This is a genomic window from Micromonospora sp. NBC_01796, assembly GCF_035917455.1.
Taxonomy (GTDB): Bacteria; Actinomycetota; Actinomycetes; order Mycobacteriales; family Micromonosporaceae; genus Micromonospora_G.
This window is the reverse complement of record NZ_CP109078.1, coordinates 332,366-353,113: the sequence shown is the minus strand read 5'-3', so window position 1 is coordinate 353,113 and position 20,748 is coordinate 332,366. Positions and strand designations below refer to the sequence as shown.

Sequence of the window (20,748 nt, the reverse complement as noted above, 5' to 3'; positions counted from 1 at the left end):
GTCAGGTGACGGTGATGACGACCTGCGCCGACGTGGTGGCGCCGCTGCTGTCGGTCACGGTGAACCGGGCGGTGTAGCTGCCCTTGCGGGTGAAGGTGTGACTGGCGTTGGCGGTGTGGACCACCGCGGCGTTGTTGCCGAAGTCCCAGGCGTAGTCGGTGATGGTCCGACCCGGGGCGACAACGGCGTTACCGGTGAACGCGACCGTCCGAGGCGCCGTCCCCGAGGTGGGGGTGGCGGCGACGCTCACCGTCGTACCGCTCTCCTGTTTGACGCCGGCCCCGTTGAACCGCAACCAGTCCACGGACATCAGGTCCGGCGTGCCGCCGACCTGGGCCGGGTTGACGAAGACGGCGTAGAGGTTGATGGTCCCGCCGGGGTTGGTCAGGTTGACGGTGGGGGAGATGACGTTGTCCCAGCCACCGGTGCTGGGGATGGTGGCCGTGCCGAGCAGTTGCCCGGTCGGCGAACCGGACCGGAACTCGATGTTTCCGCCGGTGCTGCCGGAGCTGGCCCCGACGGTCACCGAGCTGATCCCCTGGAGGTTCACCGGATCGTAGCTGACCCACTCGTTGTGGTCGATGTCGCCGAGGCGCTTGCCGGCCCTTGCGGTCGCCCGGTCGAGCACCTGGATGCCGGCGTGGGAGCCGTCGAAGTGCTCGGCCTCCTTGGGCTTCACCTGCAACTCGACCAGGGTCGAGCCGACCAGCGCCGGCACCCCGCCGGTCGCGCCGCCGTCGGTGTACTGGGCGGTGAGCAGGGTGAACAGGTTCTGGCCCGGACCGTGCCCGTCACCGGCGCTGCTGTCGGTGACCGCCACCCCGGAGCAACCGGTGTAGTTGTCCAGCGGGTGGGCGTGTGAGTCGTGCCCGAGCTGGGTCTGCACGATCACCCTCGAGCAGTCGATCGTGCCCTCCTCCGGGTCGGTGACCGTCACGGTGTACGGCACCCGGTCCCCGAACTCGAAGAACCCGCCGTTCGGCACGCTCAGAGTGACCACCGGCCGGGTGTTGCCGACCGTGACCTCGGTGGTGGCCACCGCGGTCGTACCGGCTGTGCCGGTGACCGTCAGCCTGGCCGTGAACTTGCCCCGGTTGGTGTACGTGTACGTCGGGTTGGCGGCGGTGGAGTCGGTGCTGCCGTTGCCGTCGAAGTCCCAGGCGTAGCTGATCGGGTTTCCGTCGCCCGACGCCGAACCCGCGCTGGAGAAGTTGACGGTCAGCGGGGCCGGCCCGCTGTCCCGGTTGACGCTCGCCTTCGCCACCGGCGGTCGGCCGCTGGCCACGTAGTCGATCCGGTAGATGCCCGCGCCCTCGTTGGTGCCGCCCCGGCCGCTGCCGGTGCCGGCCCCGAAGTCGATCACGTAGAGCGAACCGTCGGGGCCGAACTCGGCGTCGAAGGGCTGGATCCAGGAGAAGTCACCGAGTACGCCGTTGATCGACTGGAGGTCGCCGACGGCGGTCGGACCGAACCGGGAGTTGCTGAAGGTCTGTGCGGTGGTGTGCGTGGAGAGCGTCTTGAACCACTTGCGGGTCAGCTCGTAGACGATCCACTTGCCCTCGTAGTACTGCGGGAACTTGGTGGTGCGGGTGTTGGCCGGGTCGAAGTCGTACGACGGGCCGCCCATCGGTCCACCGCCACCGGTGCCGACCTCCGGGAACTGCGCCGACGCCGAGTACGCGTACCAGACCAGCGCGGAGCGGGCGGCCGGCAGGTTGGTCAGGCCGGTGTTGTTCGGCGAGTTGTTCACCAGCGCGGAGCAGTTGAACTTCGCCCCCGAGGTCGAGGTGGCGAAGTTGTAGTCGTTGAACGGGATGTTGTTGCCGACGCAGTACGGCCAGCCGTAGTTGCCGGCGGAGGTGATCCGGTTGAACTCGACCGTGCCCTCCGGCCCCCGGTTCGGGTTCGCGGCGGTCGCGTCCGGACCGTAGTCGGCGACCAGCACCGCGTTCGTGATCGGGTCGACGGTGATCCGGAACGGGTTGCGCATGCCCATCGCGTAGATCTCGGATCGGGTACGGGCGGTGCCGGGCGCGAACAGGTTGCCGGTCGGCACCGTGTACGTACCGTCGGCCTGCGGCTTGATCCGCAGGATCTTGCCCCGCAGGTCGTTGGTGTTGCCGGCGGTGGCCTGCGCGTCCCAGGCCCGGCGCCCGCTGCGCTCGTCGATCGGGGTGAAGCCGCTGGAGTCGAACGGGTCGGTGTTGTCGCCGGTGGCCGCGTACAGGTTGCCCTGGCGGTCCATGGTCAGCGAGCCTCCCATGTGCGAGTTCGCCCGCCCCTCACCCCGGTAGGTGGGGATGACGAGCAGCCGTTTCTCGCTGGTCAGGGCGATCGAGTTGCCGGTGACCGTGAACCGGGACAGGTTCAGCTGGTTGAGCGTCTTGTCCGACCAGAGCAGGTAGATCCAGTTGTTGGTGGCGAAGTTGTTGTCCAGGGTCATCCCGATCAACCCGTCGGACTGGCTGGTCTGGGCCGGGGTGTAGGCGAAGTCGACCAGGGTGGTGACGCCGAGCGTGCTCTGGTTGATCACCTTCACCGCGCCGGTGCGCTGGATGTAGAACACCCGCCGGTCCGCCGCCACGGCCAGTTCGAACGGGTCGGCCAGATCGGCGCTGACCAGGGGCACCCGCTGGAAGTTGCTGGCCTTGGTGGCGCCGCAGTCGCCGGGCACCGCGCCGGCCGCCCATTCGATGCCGCCGCGCAGGTGATTGAGGAAGTTCGGCTCGCTGAACGACGACGAGGCGTGCCCGCCGGCGGTGTACCAGGATCGACCGCCGTCATAGTTCTGGCACCAGGAATAGGCGTGGTCGACGCCTTCGTCCAACCCGTTGATCCCGTCGCGGACCTTGATCTGGGCGAGGGTGTGCACCTTGCCGGTCGGGTTGGTTCGCCAGTTGTACCATTCCTCGCTGCGTTCCCAGAGTTCCGGTAGGGACGAGGTGGAGGGGTGCGCCTTGTCCAGCACCTTGATCCGACCGGGGAAGACGCCACCGGTGGAGCCGAAGTCCGGGTGGTAGTCGAAGATGGTGCCGACCAGGCCCTCGTACCAGGTCCAGTCGCGCTCGCTCGCGGTCGCCGCGTGCAGCCCGACCCAGCCGCCGCCCTGCCGGACGAAGTTCTGGAAGGCGGTCCGCTGGGCGGCGTTGAGCAGGTTACCGGCCTCCGGGGTGGAGTTGGTGTTGTTGAACACCAGGGCGTCGAACCGGGCCAGGTTGGCGTCGGTGAACGCGGCCGCGTCGGTGGTCGCCTCGACCTCGAAGTCGTGGGTGAGACCGAGTTGCTGGATCGCGGCGACACCGGCCGGGATCGAGTCGTGGTAGAAGTTCGTGGTCTTCGAGAAGACCAGTACCCGGAACCGGGCCGCTGCCGATGCGGGAGCCGGGGCAATGGTCAGGACGAGGGCCGTGATCGCGAGCAGGGCGATCGGGATGGATCGTAAGCGTCTCATGCAGGCGCTCCCGGTAATAGGGACGGATAAATGGAAAGCGCTTTCCTGCCGCCGACGGATCAAGCGTACGTAACCAATCCGAAATGGTCAATGTGTGAAGGTCGGGCGTTGGGTCCGGACGTTTTCGCGTACCGGCAAAGAAACGGGAAAGCCCTTTCTGGCATTGCGGTAATCGATCATGGCCTTCGGGGTCGGCCGGCACCCACGTGCACGGCGGTGGCCAGGGCCGCGATCGCCAACCCGGTGACCGCCGCGATCGTCAGCCCGGCGGCGGTCAGCCCGGTCGCGACCAGGCCCGCCGGCAGCCAGGTCCAGACCGGCACCGTCCTCGGCGGACGCCCCCGTCGGCGCCGCCACGCCTCGGTGGCCATCGGCACGATCAGCGGCGGCAGGGTCGCGGCGAGCACCGCCAGCCAGGGCAGCAGCAGCCGGTCGAACCGGGCGGCGGCGAGCGCCGCGCCGGGCACCGCGACGATGAGCATCCCGGCCGTCGACGACAGCGCCGGCCAACCGCCACGCAACGCCAGGGCACCGGAGTACGTCGTGGTCAGAGCCGGTGCGAAGACGGCGGCGGTGACAAAAAGATTGCCGTACGCGGCGACGCCGGAGGTGCCGGCCAGCACCGCCACCACGTCGGTCGAGCCGGTGCGCAGCCACACCCCCGCCCCGGCCACCCCGACCGCCACCGCCGGTGCCACCAGCAGCAGCACGCACCAGCCCAGGTCACGCCGGCTGGCGAGCCCCCGGCTGAAGTCCGGGGCACGCAGCGCGAACACGGAGACGTACCCGGTCATGGCGGCGACGTCGGCGGCGGTGGACCAGCCGCCGGCTGCCAGGGTGACCGGCGCGGACGCCGGGCGCAGTTGGGCCACGCAGACCGCGACCAGGCCGAGGGCGGCCAGCGTGGTGGCCACCGCGATCCGGTTGCCCAGCCGGGGCGAGGCGTACGACACCGCCATCACCGCCCCCGCCAGCAGCAGCGCGCCGACCGGTCCGGGCAGCCGGAGCACCGTGGACAGCGACGCCCCGCCCAACCCGACGTTGAAGCCGAACCAGCCGATCATGGCGACCCCGAGCACCACGCTCAGTACGGTCCGCCCGGCCGGCGGCAGGTAACGCGGCGCCACCTCGGTCAGCGTCCCGCCCTCCCCGTAGGGCGGCCGGACCCCGAGGGCGCCCTGCCCGAACAGCAGCAACGCCATCAGCGCCGCCCCACCCACGAACGCCAGTACGGGCACCGCCCCGTGATGCCGGTCGGCCATGCCCGCGCCCAGGATGAGGGCGGCCGGGGCGGCACCCAGCCCCAGCCAGGCCCCGGCGGCGGCGGTCCACCGCCGGGGCGGGTCGAGTTGGGCGGACTGCCCGCCCAGCGGCGCGATCAGTGGTTGGCTCCCGCCCCCAGCAGTTCCCGGATCTCGGTCGACAGCCGGTCGAACCGAGGGTCGGACATCACCGCCGCGTAGTTGCGTTCCACCGGCAGGTCGACCGGGAGCGTACGGACGATCCGGCCGGGTCTGGGACTCATCACCTCGACCCGGGTGCCGAGGAAGACCGCCTCGGCGATGGAGTGGGTGACCAGCAGGATCGTGGTGCCGGTCTCCCGCCAGATCCGGTTCAGCTCGGTGTTGAGCTGCTCGCGGGTCAGAGCGTCGAGCGCACCGAACGGCTCGTCCATCAACAGCACCCTGGGCTGGTGCAGCAACGCCCGGCAGAGCGCCACCCGTTGCTGCATGCCGCCGGAGAGTTCGTGCGGCAGGGCGTCCTCGAACCCGGTGAGCCCGGTCAGCTCGATCAGCTCGTCGGCCCGGCGGGCGGCCTGCCTGCGGTCCAGCCCGCGCATCTCCGCCTGGAGGAGGATGTTGCGGCGGGCGCCGCGCCACTCCAGCAGGGCCGCGCGCTGGAACACGAACCCGATGTCCCGCTGCGGCTTGGTGACCGGCCGCCCGAGCAGCGAGACCGACCCGCTGGTCGGCCGGACCAACCCGGCCACGATCTTGAGCAGGGTCGACTTGCCGCAGCCGGAGGGGCCGACGATGGTGACGAACTCACCGGGCTCCGCCCGCAGGGTCACGTCCTCGACCGCCGTGGTCTGCGACCGCTTGGACCGGAACCGTACGGTCAGCCCGGTCAGCTCGACTGCGGTGCCGGTGGCGGTGGTGCTCGGGGCGCTGGTCATCCTCGGCTCATCCCTGGCTGGTGTAGCTGCTGTCCCAGTACTTCTCCGGCCCACCGGCGTCCTTGAGCTCGGCGTACCGGGTCATCAGGTCGATCGTCTCGGTCCACTTCGCCGGCGGGTTCACCCCGGGCGCACCCCCGGTCAGCTCCAGCAGTGGTACGGCCAGCGTGAGCTGCTTGACCAGTACGTCCTTGGCCGGCTCGTTCTCCGCCAGCTCCACCATCGCGTCGGTGGCCGCCGGGATGTCCTTCGCCGACTCGGCCCAGGACTTCTGGGTGGCCCGGACGAACGCCCTGACCAGCTCCGGGTCCTTGCTCAGGGTGGCCTCGTTGACCACCACACCGGTGCCGAGCATGTTCATGCCCCAGTCGGCATAGAGCAGGTAGTCGACCTTCTTGCCGGTCTTCGCCTCGATCGTCGGGGCCTGGTCGTGGAAGAAGCCCTGGATCGCGTCGACCCGACCCTCGGCCAGCGCCGCGACCTTGCCGGCGGCGTCCAGGTTGACCACCTTGACGTCGTTCTCGGCCAGCCCGTTCGCCTTGAGCCAGGCTGGGAAGGTGGCGTAGATGGCGTCGCCGGGCGTGCCGCCGACGGTCTTGCCCTTGAGGTCGGCCGGCTTGCTGATCCCCTTGTCGGCGAGGAACTCGATCGAGGTCGGTCCCTTCTGGAGGAACACCCCGACGCTCTTCACCTTCATGCCGGTGGCGATCGCCTTGAGCATCGGCGGGGTGTCGGCCCAGCCGAAGTCGGTCTGCTGCTGGGCCACCGCCTGGATGGTCTTGCCCGACCCGCCGCCGGGCTTGATTTCCAGCTCGATCCCCTCGGCCTCGTAGAAGCCGTTCTTCAGCCCGTAGTAGAACGGCGCGTGCTCGCCGTACGGGACCCAGTTCAGGGTGAGCGTGACCTGCTTTCGGCCGTCGGCGGTGGTGGGCTGGTCGTCGTCGGCACCGCCGCAGGCGGCTACCGATCCGAGCAGCAGGAACGCGGCGGCGGTGAACGCGAGACGTCTCATGGTGGTGCGCCTCCTGTGGGTCGCGGGACGGTGCGGTGATGGGTGGTGTCCGTGGGCCGGGATCAGGACGTGGTGAGCGGTACGGCGGAGCGGCGGCTGGCGTGCCAGGGGATGAGCAGTGCCTCGGCCACCTCGACGACGAGGAAGAGCACGATGCCGATCAGCGACATCAGGAACAGGTCGGCGAAGAGCAGGGCCGAGTCGAGGTTCCCGTTGGCCAGCAGCAGCACGTACCCGAGGCCCTCGTCGGCGCCGACGAACTCACCGACCACGGCGCCGACCACGGCCAGCGTCACCGCCACCTTGAGACCGGACATCAGGTGCGGCAGGGCGTTCGGGAACCGGATCCGGCGGAACGTCTTCCACGGTCCGGCGCCCATGGTGGCGGCGAGGTCGATCAGCTCCGGGTCGGTCGACCGCAGACCGGCCACGCCGGAGATCACCACCGGGAAGAACGCGATCAGTACGGCCAGCACGATCTTCGGGGTGAAGCCGACCCCGAACCAGACCACCAGCAGCGGGGCGATCGCGATCTTGGGGATGACCTGGGCGAAGAGCACGATCGGGTAGAGCGCCTTCTCCATGGTGGGGGAGTAGGCGATCAGGATCGCGGTGCCGAGCCCGAGCAGGGCGGCCAGGACGAACCCGATGACCGTCTCGTAGAGCGTGACGTAGGTGTTGCGGAGCAGGAACGACCACTGGTCGACCATCGTGGTCCAGACCTGACCCGGCGTCGGGACCAGGTAGTTCGCCACGTACTCGCGGGCGGCGACGAACCACCAGACGGCGAACAGGGCGGCCAGCAGCAGGGCCGGGCGCCAGAGCGCGTCGGCCAGCCGACCGACCCGGCTGCCGACGCTGCGGCGGGCGCGGGGACGGTGTTCCGGCGGTGACAACGCGCCGGTACGGGCGGCGGATCCGGCCGGTCGGTCGGCCGCCGGGGCCGGATCGGTGCCGGCCTCGGCGGTGTCGCCGGTCGGTCGGACCGGGGCGGCCACATCGATGCCGTCGTCCACGGTGCGGTCGGACACGGGCACTCCTCCTCGGTGGTCGGGTGTCCCGTCGGGCTGCTGCGAGGGCGGTGTGGGGGTGTACGGGCGGTGCTGGCGCTCGGGGCGGGCAAGCGCTTTCTCGGGACAGTAGAAGGCTTGTCCTGGTTTGGGCAAGGCCTTTCCCATAACGATCATCGATGCGATTGTTATCGATGGTGACGGGTGTGTCGGCTCCGGCACCGGGAGTGGCGGACGGGACACGGGCTTCGGGGAATGCCGCCGCCGGGGCCGGGGTTGGCCCAAGACATGACAACTGTTGGACTTATCGGCAGCGGACTGATCGGCGGCACGGTCGCCCGGCTGGCGATCGACGCCGGCTACGACGTGGTGCTGAGCAACTCGCGCGGGCCGGAGACGCTCCGGGAACTCGTCGACGAACTCGGGCCGGCGGCCCGTGCCGCGACGCCGGCCGAGGCGGCCGAGGCCGGGGACCTGGTGGTCGTCACCATCCCGCTGAAGGCGTACCGCAACGTGCCGGTCGAACCGCTGGCGGGCAAGGTAGTGATCGACACGAACAACTACTACGCGGACCGCGACGGGAAGTTCCCGGAGCTCGACAACGGCTCGACCACCAGCAGCGAGCTGCTGCAACAGCACCTGCCGGCGGCCAAGGTGGTGAAGGGGTTCAACAACATCTACTACACCCACCTGCGGGAGCTGGCCCGTCCGGTGGGCGCCGCCGACCGCAGCGCGCTGGCCATCGCCGGTGACGACCCGGCGGCGAAGGCGACCGTGACCGCGTTCTTCGACGCGATCGGTTATGACACCGTCGACGCCGGCCCGCTCGCCGAGGGCCGCCGCTTCGAGCCCGGCAGCAAGGCGTACGGCGGAACGTACGCCGGCGGGAGCACCGACTTCTGGCAGGTGTCGGGCGTACCCCTCGACGCCGACGCGCTCCGCGCCCTGCTCGCCTGATTCCGTTGTGGGCGACGCACCTCGGGTGCGTCGCCCGCCCCCGTCCCGATGTTGATATGGGCATCGGGAGGTGACAGTGGATGACGAGTCCGTCGACTGTGGACGTTACCCACACCTGCGGCGAGAGTGACGACCTGACCGCCGTACACCGGAACGACGAGCGGTGGCGCTGCGTGGACTGCCGCAGGGAATGGCCCTGCCCGGTCATCCGACGGCGCCTACTGGTGCTCTACCGGCGGGAGCCGGTGAAACTGCGCATCTACCTGCGCCACTTCCAGGACCGGGCGGCGGTGCAACTGCCCGAGCTGTCGACGAGGCAGCTGGATACCCGCTTCTTCGGCTGGATTCCCGACCCGCCCTCCGGTCGTCGGCGACGATCCGCCTGAGACGTGTGTTCCCACCCCGCTCCCCGGCAAGAGCGGGGTGGGAACCACACCCCGACTCAGTGCACCGGGTACGTGTTCAACAGCCCGCACATGCCCTGGCGCCCCTGCTCGCGCGGCTCGGCGAACGCGTACACGGCGGCCTCCGCCAGGTGCGGCGCCTCACCCCGGACGAGCGAGTCCAACTGCCGACCGGTCTGCTCGGCCGCCCGCAACGCACCGTCGCGCCAGCGCCCCCGCCAGGCGTCGAGCTGCGGCTGGACCAGCCGGATCGCGGCGGCGTGGAACTCCCGCAGGGGCGCGAGGTCGCCGCCGGTCGCGCTGTCGCGGAGCGCCTCGAAGCCGCGCACCGCCAGGTCACGGCGGCGGTACGCGGCAGCCGGGTCACCACCGGGCGCACCGCCTCCGGGCAGGGCCACGGCGGCGGCGTACCGGGCCGGGTCGGCGAGCACCTCCGGGGGCAGGGTCAGTACGGCGTCCCCGGCCTCCGGCAGCCCGCTGTTCTGCATCAGCACGACGATCTCCAGCCCGCCGTGGTTGACCAGGCGGTGGATCGTCCCCGGGGCGAACCAGACCACCGCACCCGGACGCAGCGGCGTCTCGGCGTACCCGTCCAGGGTCAGGGTCTGCACGAGTCCCGTACCTGCCGCCACCACGTACGCCTCGGCGCAGCACAGGTGCAGGTGTGGCGTACCGCCGACCGCGCCGTCCGGTGCGACGGTGTCGTACACGCACAGCCGGGAGACACCGACTCCACCGGGCAGGGGCAGGGGATACGTGGCGGGCTGGCCGGTCATGGGGACCACCGTTCATGGGAAAGGGTTTTCCTGCGGCCCGTCTGACGCTAGTCTCCGGCGTTGACGAGCGTCAACGCGTACGCGTGCCGGGGCTGGTCCGGACGGAGGCCGCCGATGACCACACTCGCCGACGTGGCCCGGCTCGCCGGGGTGTCTCCGGCGACCGTGTCCCGGATCGTCAGCCGCAGTTCCCGCAGGGTCGCCCCCGAACTGCGCGACCGGGTGCTGGCCGCGGTCGAGGAACTCCAGTACGTCCCGAACGCGCACGCCCAACTACTCGCCCGCAACCACCGCTCCGCCGTCGGCGTCATCGTCCACGACGTCTCCGACCCCTACTTCGCCGAAATCACCCGCGGACTCCAACGCGTCGCCACCGAACACGGCCGACTCGTCATCATCTGCAACACCTACCGCGACCCCGACAAAGAACTCGAATACGTCGAACTCCTCCGCGCCCACCAAGCCGCCGCCATCATCCTCGCCGGCAGCGGCCACCACAACGAAACCTTCACCAACACCCTCGACGCCAAACTCCGCGTCTACCAAGCCACCGGCGGACACATCGCCGTCATCGGCCGCCACGAACACACCGGCCACGCCGTCATCCCCGCCAACGAAACCGGCGGCTACCTCATCGGCACCGAACTCTACGCACTCGGCCACACCCACCTCGGCGTCATCGCCGGCCCCAAACACCTCACCACCACCACCGACCGCCTCACCGGCCTCCGCCACGCCGCCCGCGACCACGGCCACAAACTCCCCACCCGCAACATCGCCTACGCCGACTTCGACCGCACCGGCGGCGCCACCGCCACCGCCCACCTCCTCGACACCCAACCCCACCTCACCGCCATCGCCGCCCTCAACGACACCATGGCCATCGGCGCCCTCGCCCTCCTACGCACCCGAGGCATCAAAGTCCCCCACGACATCAGCATCACCGGCTTCGACGACATGCCCATCGCCCGCGACGTCACCCCCACCCTCACCACCGTCCGCCTCCCCCTCGCCGACATGGGCGCCCGCGCCATGACCCTCGCCCTGCAACCCCCGGAGCCGAACCACGCCGAACAGGTACCGGCCGAACTGATCCGCCGGGAGAGCACCGCGCCGCCGCCCGAAGCCGCTCTTTTCGGCATAAGGAAAGGCAAGCCTTATTAATAGGGGTGCCCGGAATAGGTCGAGCGTTTGATTCGCCGAACCGGCTGCCTCGCGCAGTGGGCGGCTCTAACGTGTGGGGAAATAGGGAGAGGAAAAACCATGACCCAGATGTTGGAAATGCCGCGCGTACAGGACTGTTCGGTCAGCGACTGCGGCTACAACCACGACGGATGCCACGCCTTCGCGATCACGATCGGCCTCGGCAACTCCCAGTGCGACACGTTCATCGACAGCACGGACAAGGGCGGCACCGACGAGGCGAGCGCGCAGGTCGGCGCGTGCAAGCGGACCGAGTGCCAACACAACCAGGGCCTCGAGTGTCACGCCTCGGCGATCACGGTCGCACCGGGACTCGACGCCGCCGACTGCCAGACCTTCACGATGGCCTGAGCCACGGCCCGACGAAAGCGCCGTCAGCGCCCCTCGGCCAGGTCCATCGCCCGGTAGATCCGCTGCTCCGAAACCGGGTACGGGGTGCCGAGAGCCTGGGCGAACACGTTCACCCGCAACTCCTCGATCAGCCACCGGATCTGCCGTACGGCGTCGTCGTTCCGGCGGGCCGGGGGCAGGTTCGCCAGCATCTGGTCGTACTCCTGCTGGACCTGGGTGATCCGGGCGAGCTGGTTGCGGTCGCGTACCGGGTCCTGTGGCAGCCGGTCGAGTCGCCGCTCGATCGCGGTGAGGTAGCGGGGCAGGTCGGCCAGGCGGGCGTACCCGGTCTCGGTGACGAAACCCCGGTGCACCAGGGCGGAGAGCTGTGCCCGGATGTCGGCCAGTGCCGCCACCAGGGTCAGGCTCGTGGTCCGACCCAGGCGCTGCTCCACCGCGTACGCCGCACTCAACACCCGCTGGACCCGGCCGACCACCTCGACCACGGTGTCGACCAGGTCGGCGCGGACCTTGTCGCGCAGCGCGGCGAAGCCCTCGGCGTCCCACGCCGGCCCGCCCGCGTCCGCGATCAGCTTGTCGATCGCCGCGCCGGACGCGTCGTCGAGCAGGTCCAGTACGTTGCGGTGCGGGTTGCGGCTCAGCGCCAGCTTCGCCTCGTTGCTCAGCCGCCCCTGGAGGAACTTCACCGGGGACGCGACGGTGAGCCGTAACAGCCGACGGGTGCCCGCCCACATCGCCTGCTGCGCCTCGGTCGCGGAGTCGAAGACCCGTACGCCGACGGTTTCGCCCTCGTCCACCAGCGCCGGATGGGCGGTCACCCGGTAACCGGCCCGGACCTGCTCGATCGTGCGGGGCAGGGTGCCGATGCTCCACTCCCGCAGACCGTGCCGTTCGAGTTCCGGCGCGGCTGCGGCGACGGTCTGGCGTACCTCGGTCTTGAGCTGCCGTTGCAGCGCGGTCAGGTCCCGGCCCTGCGCGACCGCCTTGTTCTCGTCGTCCAACACCCGGAAGTTGAGGCGCAGGTGCGCGGGCAGCTTCTCCAGGTCCCACGACTCCCGGGGGACGGTCACCCCGGTCATCCGGCGAAGCTCGCGGGTGAGCGCGTCGACCAGGGGCTCCGCTCCGGGTTTGATCGCGGCGAGCACGGCCCGCGCATAGTCGGGCACCGGGACGAAGTTACGGCGTACGGCCTTCGGCAGCGACCGGATCAGCGCGATCACCACCTCCTCCCGCAGCCCCGGCACCTGCCAGTCGAAGCTCTCCGCCGGCACCTGGTTCAGCATCGGCAGCGGAATGTCGACGGTGACCCCGTCGGCGTTCGTCCCCGGTTCGAACCGGTACGTCAGCGGCAGCGCCAGCCCGCCGGAGTGCCACTCGTCCGGGTAGTCCGCCTCCTCGACCCCGCCGCGACCGCTGTTGATCAGCATGTTCCGGTCGAAGGTGAGCAGCTCGGGCTGCTCCCGCCGGGTCCGCTTCCACCAGGTGTCGAAGTGCCGGCCGGAGACCACCTCGGCCGGGATGCGCTGCTGGTAGAAGTCGAACAGGGTCTCGTCGTCGACCAGGATGTCCCGTCGCCGGACCCGGTTCTCCAACTCCTCGACCTCGTCGAGCAACTCCCGGTTGGCCTGGAAGAATCGGTGCGGGGTCTGCCAGTCGCCCTCCACCAGGGCGTGCCGGATGAACAGTTCGCGGGACAGCTCCGGGTCGATCCGACCGAAGTTCACCTTCCGGTTGGTGACCAGCGGGACGCCGTACAGGGTGACCTTCTCCTGGGCCACCACCGAGGCCTGCTTCTTCTCCCAGTGCGGCTCGCTGTAGGTGCGTTTCACCAGGTGCTGGGCCAGCGCCTCGACCCACTCCGGTTCCACCTTGGCCGCGACCCGACCCCAGAGCCGGGACGTCTCCACGAGCTCCGCCGCCATCACCCAGAGCGGGGGACGGCGGGCCAGCGCGGAGCCGGGGAAGATGGCGAACTTCGCGCCCCGGGCGCCGAGATACTCGCTGCCGCGCCCGCCGCCGCCGGACCCGGCCGGCGCACCCTTCGCCGAACCCTGGAGGTCCTTGACCCCGACGTGGGAGAGGAGACCGGCCAGCAGCGACTGGTGGATCCGCCGGGGGTCGACGGTGACCTCGGTGCCGTCCCCGTCCGGCGCCGGCTCGACCTGGCCTCGTGTCGTCGCGGCCGGTTCGGCGTCGCCCCGACCCCGGCGGTCGCGGCCCGGTCGCTGGCCGCGCGGGTTGCCGCCGTCGAGCGTACGGGTGACCTGGCGGAGCTGGCTGAAGATGTCCTGCCACTCGCGTACCCGGAGGTAGTTGAGGAACTCGGCCCGGCACATCCGGCGGAACGCGCTGGAGGACAGCTCCTGCTGCTGTTCGCGCAGGTACCGCCAGAGGTTGAGCAGGGTGATGAAGTCCGACTCCGGGTCGGCGAAGCGGGCGTGCGACTGGTCGGCCTGGGCCTGCTTCTCGACCGGCCGTTCCCGAGGGTCCTGGATGGAGAGCGCGGCGGCGATCACCATCACGTCCTCGGCGCAGCCGTTGGTCTCGCCCTCCAGCACCATCCTGGCCAACCGTGGGTCGACCGGGAGCTGGGCCAGCTTGCGGCCGAGCGGGGTGAGCCGGCGGTTCAGGTCGGTCTGGGCGGGGTCCAGGGCGCCCAACTCGTGCAGCAGGTTCACCCCGTCGGCGATGTTGCGCCGGTCCGGCGGGTCGATGAACGGGAACGCGGCGATGTCACCGAGCCCGATCGCGGTCATCTGGAGGATGACCGAGGCGAGGTTCGTCCGCAGGATCTCCGGCTCGGTGAACTCGGGCCGGCTGAGGAAGTCCGACTCGTCGTAGAGCCGGATACAGATCCCGTCGGAGGTACGCCCACAGCGACCCTTGCGCTGGTTCGCCGACGCCTGCGACACCGCCTCGATCGGCAACCGCTGCACCTTGAGTCGGTGGCTGTAGCGGGAGATCCTGGCCGTACCGGGGTCGATCACGTACTTGATGCCGGGGACCGTCAGCGAGGTCTCGGCGACGTTGGTCGCGAGCACCACCCGGCGGTTCGAATGCGACTGGAAGACCCGGTGCTGCTCGGCGGTGGACAGCCGGGCGTAGAGCGGCAGGATCTCGGTGCCGCGCAGCCGGGGCTTGCCCTGGACCAGCCGGCTCAACGCGTCGGCGGTGTCCCGGATCTCCCGCTCACCGCTGAGGAAGACCAGGATGTCGCCCGGCCCCTCGGCGGCCAGCTCCTCGACCGCGTCCCCGATCGCCTGGACCTGGTCGCGTACGTTGTCGCCGTCCTCGGTCTCCTCGGTGACCTCGACCAGCGGCCGGTAACGGACCTCGACCGGGTACGTCCGACCGGACACCTCCACCACCGGCGGCCCGCCGCTGCCGTCGCCGTCCCCGCTGCTGTGCCCGTCCCCGCTACCGTCCCCGCTCCCGGTGCCGGCGGCGCCCGTCAGGCCGCCGAAGTGCCGGGCGAAGCGGTGCGGGTCGATGGTGGCAGAGGTGATGATCACCTTCAGGTCGGGTCGGCGGGGGAGGAGCTGCCGGAGGTAACCGAGGATGAAGTCGATGTTGAGGCTGCGCTCGTGCGCCTCGTCGATGATCAGCGTGTCGTACTGGTGCAGCATCCGGTCCTGCTGCAACTCGGCCAGCAGGATGCCGTCGGTCATCAGCTTGATCAGGCTCCGGTCGCTCACCTGGTCGGTGAAACGCACCTTGTAACCGACCGTGCCGCCCAGCTCGGTGCCGAGTTCCTCGGCGATCCGGTCGGCCACCGTACGGGCCGCCAGCCGGCGCGGCTGGGTGTGCCCGATCAACCCCTGTACGCCGCGCCCCAGCTCCAGGCAGATCTTCGGGATCTGGGTGGTCTTGCCGGAGCCGGTCTCGCCCGCGACGATCACCACCTGGTGGTCCCGGATCGCCGCCGCGATGTCCTCGCGCTTCTCGCTCACCGGCAGCCCGGCCGGGTACGTGATGACCGGTACGGCGGCCCGCCGTCGGGCCAGCCGCTCCTGCGCCCCGGCCAGCTCCGCGACGAGTTCCTCGCCGGCCAGCTCCCGCTTGAGCGGGTCCCGGATCCGGCGTACGCCGTCCAGCCGGCGCTGGAGCCGGCGTTGGTCGCGGAAGATCAGTTCGGGCAGGCTGGCCTGCACCTCGCGGATCGGGTCGGGCAGCGCGCGGGCGGATGGTGTCTGCATGTCGCTGCCAAGGATAGGCAGCGTCGCCGACGAGTGCTCCTGGTTATCCCCCGTCGTCCGCCCGCTGTCCCGCCCAACCCGACGGCAGCGCGTACGCCCAGCCTTCCGGGCGGTGCTCCGGCGCCGCCACCGGGTCCGTCAACGGCCGCCCGTTGATCAGGTGTTCCAGGGCCCACCGGTTCGTCGGATGAGCCACCACCAGCACCCGGCGGCCGTCCCAGGCGCCGGCCAGGTCGCACAGGAAGCCGTACGCCTGGTCGACCACCTGCCGGAAGCCCTGCCCGTTGGGGAACGGCTGGTCGAGGTGCTCGGCCTGCCGGGACAGCACCTCGGTCAGCGGCGCCCCGTTGAGGTCGCCGAAATCACACTCGCGCAGCCGGGTGTCCCGGTGCACCGGGATCCGGACGCCGAGGAACGCCAGCTCGACGGTGGCCACCGCCCGATCGAGGTCGGAACAGAAGATCACATTGAGCCCGTCGCCCCGGCGGCGTTCGCCGAGCTGCCTGGCCCACCGCCGCCCGTCCGCGGACAGCTCACCGGGCAGCCAGCCGGTTGCCCGTCCGGCCTCGTCGTCGGTGGTCATCGCGTGCGTCTCGAAGATGATGTCGACCCCCATGCCGCCAGCCTGCCGGACCGACCGCACCGGCATCCGGTAAGTCGGGCATCGGCGCCCGGAAGTCGGCACCGTCAACGGTCGGCGTCGGGTCAGGTCGGCGACGGACCGGGCTCGAGCAGCGAGGCCGGCAACGGCACGTTGGCGAACCGGACGTTGCCCGGCGGCGTACCCCAGATCAGCACCTCGACCGAGAGCTGACCGGCGCGTACGGCCGGGTCGTTGTCGTAGAGCCGCCCGGCCAGCTCCGGCTCGCCCACGAACACGCACAGCTCACCGGCGTCCGTGCCGTCGGGCCCCACCAGCGGCCCGGCGGCGATCACGTGCCCCTGCCCGACCAGCCCCTCCTGGTGGGCCCGGTGGGCGTCCCACAGCCGGAGCAGCGCCGCCGCGGGCAGCTCCGGCGGAGCCGTCGGGCGACGTACCAGGACCACCGTGTGGTGCTCGAAGTGCATGCCTCCAGGCTAGGGCGCGCGGGGCGGCTGACGGTGAGATCGGTCATCTCTCACTAGGCCGGGGACCGGCAAGATCCTAAGGTAAGCCGATCCTAAGCAGGGGAGGTGAGAGCGGGTGCATGACGTCGCGGAACGACCGCGGGTGGCGGTGACGCCGACCCGTCGGTCCGGGCGCAGCCGGATCACGGTCGTCCTCGGAGCGCTGATCCTGCTCGGCCTGCTGGTCCTGGCGAGCCTGGCGCTGGGCAGCAAGCCGCTCGCGCCGGCCGAGGTCTGGCACGCGCTGGTCGCCCCGGACGGGGGAGAGGCCAGCAGCATCGTGCACGACCTGCGCATCCCCCGTACGGTGCTCGGGCTGGCCGTCGGCGCGGCCCTCGCCGTCGCCGGGGTGCTGCTCCAGGCCCTCACCCGCAACCCGCTCGCCGAGCCGCGCATCCTCGGCATCAGCGCGGGCGCGTCGCTCGGCGTGGTCACCGCCATCTCCGTGTTCGGCGTCGGCACCCTCAACGGGTACGTCTGGTTCGGCATCGTCGGGGCGCTCCTCGCCGGGCTGCTCGTCTTCGGCGTCGCCAGCCGTACCCGCGACGGTGCGAACCCGGTCACGCTCGCCCTGGTCGGCGCCGCCCTCGACGCCAGCCTCGGGGCGGTCACCATCGGCCTGCTCACCATCGACGCCCGCACCTTCGAGGAGTACCGGTTCTGGGTCGTCGGCGGGCTCGGCGGTCGCGGGGTCGACGTTGCCGCCCAGGTCGCCCCGTTTGTCATCGCCGGCCTGCTGCTCGCCGCGATGGTCACCCGAGGGCTCGACGCACTCGCCCTCGGCGACGACGTCGCCCGTGGCCTGGGCAACCGGGTTGGACTGATCCGGATCGGCGGCGGAGCCGCGGCCGTGCTGCTCACCGGCGCCGGAGTCGCCGCCGCCGGGCCGATCGCCTTCGTCGGCCTCGCGGTGCCGCACCTTGCCCGCGCGCTGGTCGGCGTCGACCAGCGCTGGACCCTCGCCGTCTCGGTGCTGCTCGGCCCGGCACTGCTGCTCGCCGCCGACATCATCGGCCGGCTGATCGCCCCGCCCGGTGAGGTGCCCGCCGGCATCGTCACCGCCCTGATCGGCGCTCCGCTGCTGGCCCTGCTGGTCCGCCGGGCCCGGGTGGTGACCGCGTGAGCGCCTCCACCGAACTGCTGCCCGGCCGTTCCCTGCTGCGCCTCGGGCGGGTCAACGTGCTCGTCCGGCGCCGGTCGATCCTGGTCGCGGTGGTGCTCGTACTCCTGCTCGCCGGGGCCATGGTGCTGAGCCTGTCGCTCGGCACCCCGTACGTCGCACCGGTCGACGTACTGCACTCGCTGGGCAACCTCGGCGACCCGAACGGCACCGGCACCCCGTACGACGTGGTCGTGAACCGGCTCAGGCTGCCCCGGGTGGTGCTCGCGGTGGCCGTCGGCGCGGCCTTCGGCATCGCCGGCACCCTGATCCAGAGCGTCGCCCGCAACCCGCTCGCCAGCCCCGACATCATCGGCATCACCCAGGGCGCCGGCCTGGTCGCCACCGTCGCGCTGACCACCGGCGCCTCCGCCGCGATCCTCGCCCCGAGCGCGCTCGCCGGTGGCCTGATCGCAGCCGCGGCGGTGTTCGCCCTCGGCGCCCGGCACGGCCTGGCCGCCCAGCGTTTTGTCCTCGCCGGTGTCGCGGTCGCGATGGCGCTGCGCGCCGTCACCGAGGTCGTCATGATCTCCGCCGACCCGATCGACGGGCAACGGGCCCAGATCTGGCTCGTCGGCACCCTTGCCGGCAAGGGCTGGACCGAGGCGACCTGGATCGCGGTCACCCTCGTTCTGCTGCTGCCGGTGCTGTTCTGGGCCGGTTGGGCGCTGCACACCAGCGCACTCGACGACGACACCGCACGGGGACTCGGGCTGCGCCCGACCGCCCGGCGGATCGGCCTGGCCGGCGTCGGCGTACTCGTCGCCGCGATGGTCACCGCGCAGGTCGGCGCGGTCGACTTCGTCGCCCTCGTCGCACCCCAGGTGGCCCGGCGGCTGGCCCGCACCGAACGGCCCCCACTGGTCTGCGCCGCGCTGGTCGGGGCCCTGCTGGTGGTGCTCGCCGACCTCGCCGGGCGGCGCCTGTTCGCGCCGACGCAACTGCCCGCCGGGGTACTCACCGCGGCCATCGGCGGGCCGTACCTGCTGTTCCTGCTCGTGCGCGGACGCCGGAGGAATTCGTGATGCTGTCCACCCGTGAACTCGTTGCCGGATACGACGAGCGGACCGTGCTCGACCGGCTCGACCTCGACCTGCCGGCCGGCGCCTTCACCGTCATCGTCGGCCCCAACGCCTGCGGCAAGTCCACCCTGTTGCGCACCATGGCCCGGCTGCTCACCCCGCGCGCCGGCACCGTCCTGCTGGACGGCACGGCCATCCGGGAACTGCCCACCCGCGAGGTGGCCCGGCGGCTCGGCGTACTGCCGCAGAGCCCGCTGGTCCCCGAGGGGGTGACCGTCGCCGACCTGGTCGGACGGGGCAGGCAACCGCACCAGAGCTGGTGGCGGCAGTGGTCACCGCAGGACGCCGAGGCCGTACGCGAGGCGATGACGCTCGCCGCCGTCGACACGCTGGCCGACCGCGCGGTGGACACCCTCTCCGGTGGTCAGCGGCAGCGGGTCTGGATCGCGATGACCCTGGCCCAGCAGACCGACGCGCTCCTGCTCGACGAGCCGACCACCTTCCTCGACCTGGCGCACCAGGTGGAGATCCTGGACCTGCTGCACCGCCTGCGGGCCGAGCGCGGCCGGACCGTGGTCGCCGTCCTGCACGACCTCAACCAGGCGGCCAGGTACGCCGACCACCTGGTCGCCATGCGCGCGGGTGAGGTGGTCGCCGCCGGACCGCCCCGGGACATCCTCACCGCCGACCTGGTCCGGGACGTCTTCGGGCTCGAATGTGTCGTCGTGCCCTGCCCGGTGAGCGGCGCGCCGCTGGTCGTACCCGCGCTCACCACCCCGTCACCGGCGAGTACGGCAACCGCCGTGTCCGCCTGACCCGCCCGAACGGGTACGGCCGAACGCCGTACCCGGTCACGAGAGGGTGCGGCGACCCGCCGTACCCGTCGAAGTTGAACCGAAAGGAACACCCATGCGCCGTCCCGCCGCCACCCTTGCCGCGGTCGTCGCCCTCGGTGTCGGCCTGACCGGATGCGCCAAGAGCGACCCGGTGGCCGGCGCGACCGAGGCGCAGACGCACCAGGTTGTGCACGCGATGGGCACCACCGAGGTCCCGGTCCACCCCCAGCGGGTCGTGGTGCTCGACAGCGACAAGATCGACAGTGCGCTGTCGCTCGGCATCGTCCCGGTCGGCACCGCCATCGCCAGTGAGTCTGACGGGCTCCCCACCTACCTCGGTGACAAGGTCGCCTCGATCAAGCTCGTCGGCCTGACCACCGAGCCCGACCTCGAAGCGATCACCGCGCTCAAGCCCGACCTGATCATGGGCAGCAAGTTCCGCCAGGAGAAGTTCTACGACGAACTCAGCGCGATCGCACCGACCGTCTTCACCGACAAGGTCGGCATCACCTGGAAGGAGAACTTCCTCCTCGACGGTCAGGCACTCGGCAAGGAGCAGGAAGCCAAGGACCTGATGGCCGGCTACGAGAAGCGGGCCAAGGAGGTCGGCACCAAGATCGGCGACCCGGCCGCGAAGAAGATCTCCATCGTCCGGTTCCGGGCCACCGAGATCCGGGTGTACGGACCCGACTCCTTCTCCGGCATCGTCCTGCGTGACGTCGGCCTCGGCCGTACCGAGCGGCAGTTGCTGGCGAACAAGGAGGACAAGCGGTTCGACTCGGTCAGCCCGGAGCGGATCAGCGAGGTCGACGGCGACGTCATCTTCGTCTGCGCGTTCGGCGAGAAGGCCGTCGTGCGGCAGACCGAGGTGACCGGCGGCAACCTGTGGCGCAACCTCTCCGCGGTGAAGGCGGGCAAGGCGTACACCGTCTCCGACGAGACCTGGATGACCGGCATCGGCGTCACCGCCGCCGGCAAGATCCTCGACGACCTGGAAAAGTACCTCATCACCGCCTGACCCAGCCCTCCTCTTCGAGGTCTGCCTTTGTTGAGAACGAGTGGTTGTCCCACCCCGGACAGCCACTCGT

The 20,748-nt window shown here is 70.8% G+C and carries 17 protein-coding genes; 8 read left to right on the top strand and 9 right to left on the bottom strand.

Going from position 1 to position 20,748, the window contains the following annotated elements; genetic code table 11:
• Position 1: 1 nt before the first annotated feature.
• The 5 genes from OIE47_RS01625 to OIE47_RS01605 all read right to left on the bottom strand — a co-directional run bounded on the left by OIE47_RS01625 (position 2) and on the right by OIE47_RS01605 (position 7,670).
• Entirely contained in the window at positions 2-3,451 is a 3,450-nt protein-coding gene (locus tag OIE47_RS01625; RefSeq protein WP_326559678.1) for a ThuA domain-containing protein, read from the bottom strand.
• A gap of 176 nt (positions 3,452-3,627) precedes the next feature.
• Entirely contained in the window at positions 3,628-4,713 is a 1,086-nt protein-coding gene (locus OIE47_RS01620) for a hypothetical protein (protein ID WP_326559677.1), read from the bottom strand.
• A gap of 116 nt (positions 4,714-4,829) precedes the next feature.
• Positions 4,830-5,627, bottom strand: a complete 798-nt coding sequence (locus OIE47_RS01615) for an ABC transporter ATP-binding protein (protein ID WP_326559676.1) — start codon at positions 5,625-5,627, stop codon at positions 4,830-4,832.
• Positions 5,628-5,634: 7 nt separating this feature from the next.
• Positions 5,635-6,639 carry an ABC transporter substrate-binding protein gene (locus OIE47_RS01610; protein ID WP_326559675.1) on the bottom strand — a complete coding sequence of 335 codons (1,005 nt, stop codon included), beginning with the start codon at positions 6,637-6,639 and terminating at the stop codon, positions 5,635-5,637.
• A gap of 62 nt (positions 6,640-6,701) precedes the next feature.
• Positions 6,702-7,670 carry an ABC transporter permease gene (locus tag OIE47_RS01605; protein ID WP_326559674.1) on the bottom strand — a complete coding sequence of 323 codons (969 nt, stop codon included), beginning with the start codon at positions 7,668-7,670 and terminating at the stop codon, positions 6,702-6,704.
• A 267-nt stretch (positions 7,671-7,937) separates the two neighbouring features.
• Between OIE47_RS01605 and OIE47_RS01600 the strand changes: the two genes are divergently transcribed.
• Positions 7,938-8,606 carry an NADPH-dependent F420 reductase gene (locus OIE47_RS01600; protein WP_326559673.1) on the top strand — a complete coding sequence of 223 codons (669 nt, stop codon included), beginning with the start codon at positions 7,938-7,940 and terminating at the stop codon, positions 8,604-8,606.
• An 80-nt stretch (positions 8,607-8,686) separates the two neighbouring features.
• Positions 8,687-8,992 (top strand): hypothetical protein, encoded by a 306-nt coding sequence (locus OIE47_RS01595; RefSeq protein ID WP_326559672.1) that lies wholly within the window; start codon positions 8,687-8,689, stop codon positions 8,990-8,992.
• A gap of 56 nt (positions 8,993-9,048) precedes the next feature.
• Here OIE47_RS01595 and OIE47_RS01590 read toward each other — a convergent pair whose 3' ends face one another.
• Positions 9,049-9,786 carry a cupin domain-containing protein gene (locus tag OIE47_RS01590; protein WP_326559671.1) on the bottom strand — a complete coding sequence of 246 codons (738 nt, stop codon included), beginning with the start codon at positions 9,784-9,786 and terminating at the stop codon, positions 9,049-9,051.
• 114 nt (positions 9,787-9,900) lie between these two features.
• Here OIE47_RS01590 and OIE47_RS01585 point away from each other — a divergent pair, with 114 nt between their 5' ends.
• Entirely contained in the window at positions 9,901-10,950 is a 1,050-nt protein-coding gene (locus OIE47_RS01585; RefSeq protein ID WP_326559670.1) for a LacI family DNA-binding transcriptional regulator, read from the top strand.
• 99 nt (positions 10,951-11,049) lie between these two features.
• Entirely contained in the window at positions 11,050-11,340 is a 291-nt protein-coding gene (locus OIE47_RS01580; protein ID WP_326559669.1) for a DUF1540 domain-containing protein, read from the top strand.
• A gap of 23 nt (positions 11,341-11,363) precedes the next feature.
• On the opposite strand, the gene hrpA is transcribed toward OIE47_RS01580, so the two are convergent.
• The 3 genes from hrpA to OIE47_RS01565 all read right to left on the bottom strand — a co-directional run bounded on the left by hrpA (position 11,364) and on the right by OIE47_RS01565 (position 16,604).
• Positions 11,364-15,536, bottom strand: coding sequence for an ATP-dependent RNA helicase HrpA (gene hrpA / locus OIE47_RS01575; protein WP_326559668.1), 4,173 nt, complete (start codon positions 15,534-15,536; stop codon positions 11,364-11,366).
• A gap of 43 nt (positions 15,537-15,579) precedes the next feature.
• Positions 15,580-16,152, bottom strand: coding sequence for a histidine phosphatase family protein (locus OIE47_RS01570; RefSeq protein ID WP_326559667.1), 573 nt, complete (start codon positions 16,150-16,152; stop codon positions 15,580-15,582).
• A gap of 89 nt (positions 16,153-16,241) precedes the next feature.
• Positions 16,242-16,604 (bottom strand): hypothetical protein, encoded by a 363-nt coding sequence (locus OIE47_RS01565; protein ID WP_326559666.1) that lies wholly within the window; start codon positions 16,602-16,604, stop codon positions 16,242-16,244.
• A gap of 115 nt (positions 16,605-16,719) precedes the next feature.
• Between OIE47_RS01565 and OIE47_RS01560 the strand changes: the two genes are divergently transcribed.
• The 4 genes from OIE47_RS01560 (at position 16,720) to OIE47_RS01545 (ending at position 20,678) form a co-directional block, all read left to right on the top strand.
• The gene (locus tag OIE47_RS01560) at positions 16,720-17,766 is read left to right on the top strand and encodes a FecCD family ABC transporter permease (RefSeq protein WP_326559665.1); all 1,047 of its coding nucleotides are present in this window, start codon (positions 16,720-16,722) and stop codon (positions 17,764-17,766) included.
• A complete protein-coding gene (locus OIE47_RS01555) occupies positions 17,763-18,827 on the top strand; it encodes a FecCD family ABC transporter permease (protein ID WP_326559664.1) in 1,065 nt (354 codons plus the stop codon). The genes OIE47_RS01560 and OIE47_RS01555 overlap by 4 nt, the downstream gene beginning before the upstream one ends.
• Positions 18,827-19,639 carry an ABC transporter ATP-binding protein gene (locus OIE47_RS01550; RefSeq protein WP_326559663.1) on the top strand — a complete coding sequence of 271 codons (813 nt, stop codon included), beginning with the start codon at positions 18,827-18,829 and terminating at the stop codon, positions 19,637-19,639. The genes OIE47_RS01555 and OIE47_RS01550 overlap by 1 nt, the downstream gene beginning before the upstream one ends.
• Before the next feature lie 94 nt (positions 19,640-19,733).
• Positions 19,734-20,678: an ABC transporter substrate-binding protein gene (locus OIE47_RS01545; protein ID WP_326559662.1), complete on the top strand. Its 945-nt coding sequence runs from the start codon at positions 19,734-19,736 to the stop codon at positions 20,676-20,678.
• Positions 20,679-20,748: the final 70 nt, after the last annotated feature.

Bases quoted from the DNA above. Each gene is read 5' to 3' on its own strand.
- OIE47_RS01545 (WP_326559662.1), top strand. From the start codon at position 19,734: ATGCGCCGTCCCGCCGCCACCCTTGCCGCGGTCGTCGCCCTCGGTGTC.
- OIE47_RS01585 (WP_326559670.1), top strand. From the start codon at position 9,901: ATGACCACACTCGCCGACGTGGCCCGGCTCGCCGGGGTGTCTCCGGCG.
- OIE47_RS01600 (WP_326559673.1), top strand. From the start codon at position 7,938: ATGACAACTGTTGGACTTATCGGCAGCGGACTGATCGGCGGCACGGTC.
- OIE47_RS01595 (WP_326559672.1), top strand. From the start codon at position 8,687: ATGACGAGTCCGTCGACTGTGGACGTTACCCACACCTGCGGCGAGAGT.
- OIE47_RS01570 (WP_326559667.1), bottom strand. From the start codon at position 16,152: ATGGGGGTCGACATCATCTTCGAGACGCACGCGATGACCACCGACGAC.
- OIE47_RS01580 (WP_326559669.1), top strand. From the start codon at position 11,050: ATGACCCAGATGTTGGAAATGCCGCGCGTACAGGACTGTTCGGTCAGC.
- hrpA (WP_326559668.1), bottom strand. From the start codon at position 15,536: ATGCAGACACCATCCGCCCGCGCGCTGCCCGACCCGATCCGCGAGGTG.
- OIE47_RS01610 (WP_326559675.1), bottom strand. From the start codon at position 6,639: ATGAGACGTCTCGCGTTCACCGCCGCCGCGTTCCTGCTGCTCGGATCG.
- OIE47_RS01590 (WP_326559671.1), bottom strand. From the start codon at position 9,786: ATGACCGGCCAGCCCGCCACGTATCCCCTGCCCCTGCCCGGTGGAGTC.
- OIE47_RS01620 (WP_326559677.1), bottom strand. From the start codon at position 4,713: ATGGCCGACCGGCATCACGGGGCGGTGCCCGTACTGGCGTTCGTGGGT.
- OIE47_RS01550 (WP_326559663.1), top strand. From the start codon at position 18,827: ATGCTGTCCACCCGTGAACTCGTTGCCGGATACGACGAGCGGACCGTG.
- OIE47_RS01565 (WP_326559666.1), bottom strand. From the start codon at position 16,604: ATGCACTTCGAGCACCACACGGTGGTCCTGGTACGTCGCCCGACGGCT.
- OIE47_RS01615 (WP_326559676.1), bottom strand. From the start codon at position 5,627: ATGACCAGCGCCCCGAGCACCACCGCCACCGGCACCGCAGTCGAGCTG.
- OIE47_RS01625 (WP_326559678.1), bottom strand. From the start codon at position 3,451: ATGAGACGCTTACGATCCATCCCGATCGCCCTGCTCGCGATCACGGCC.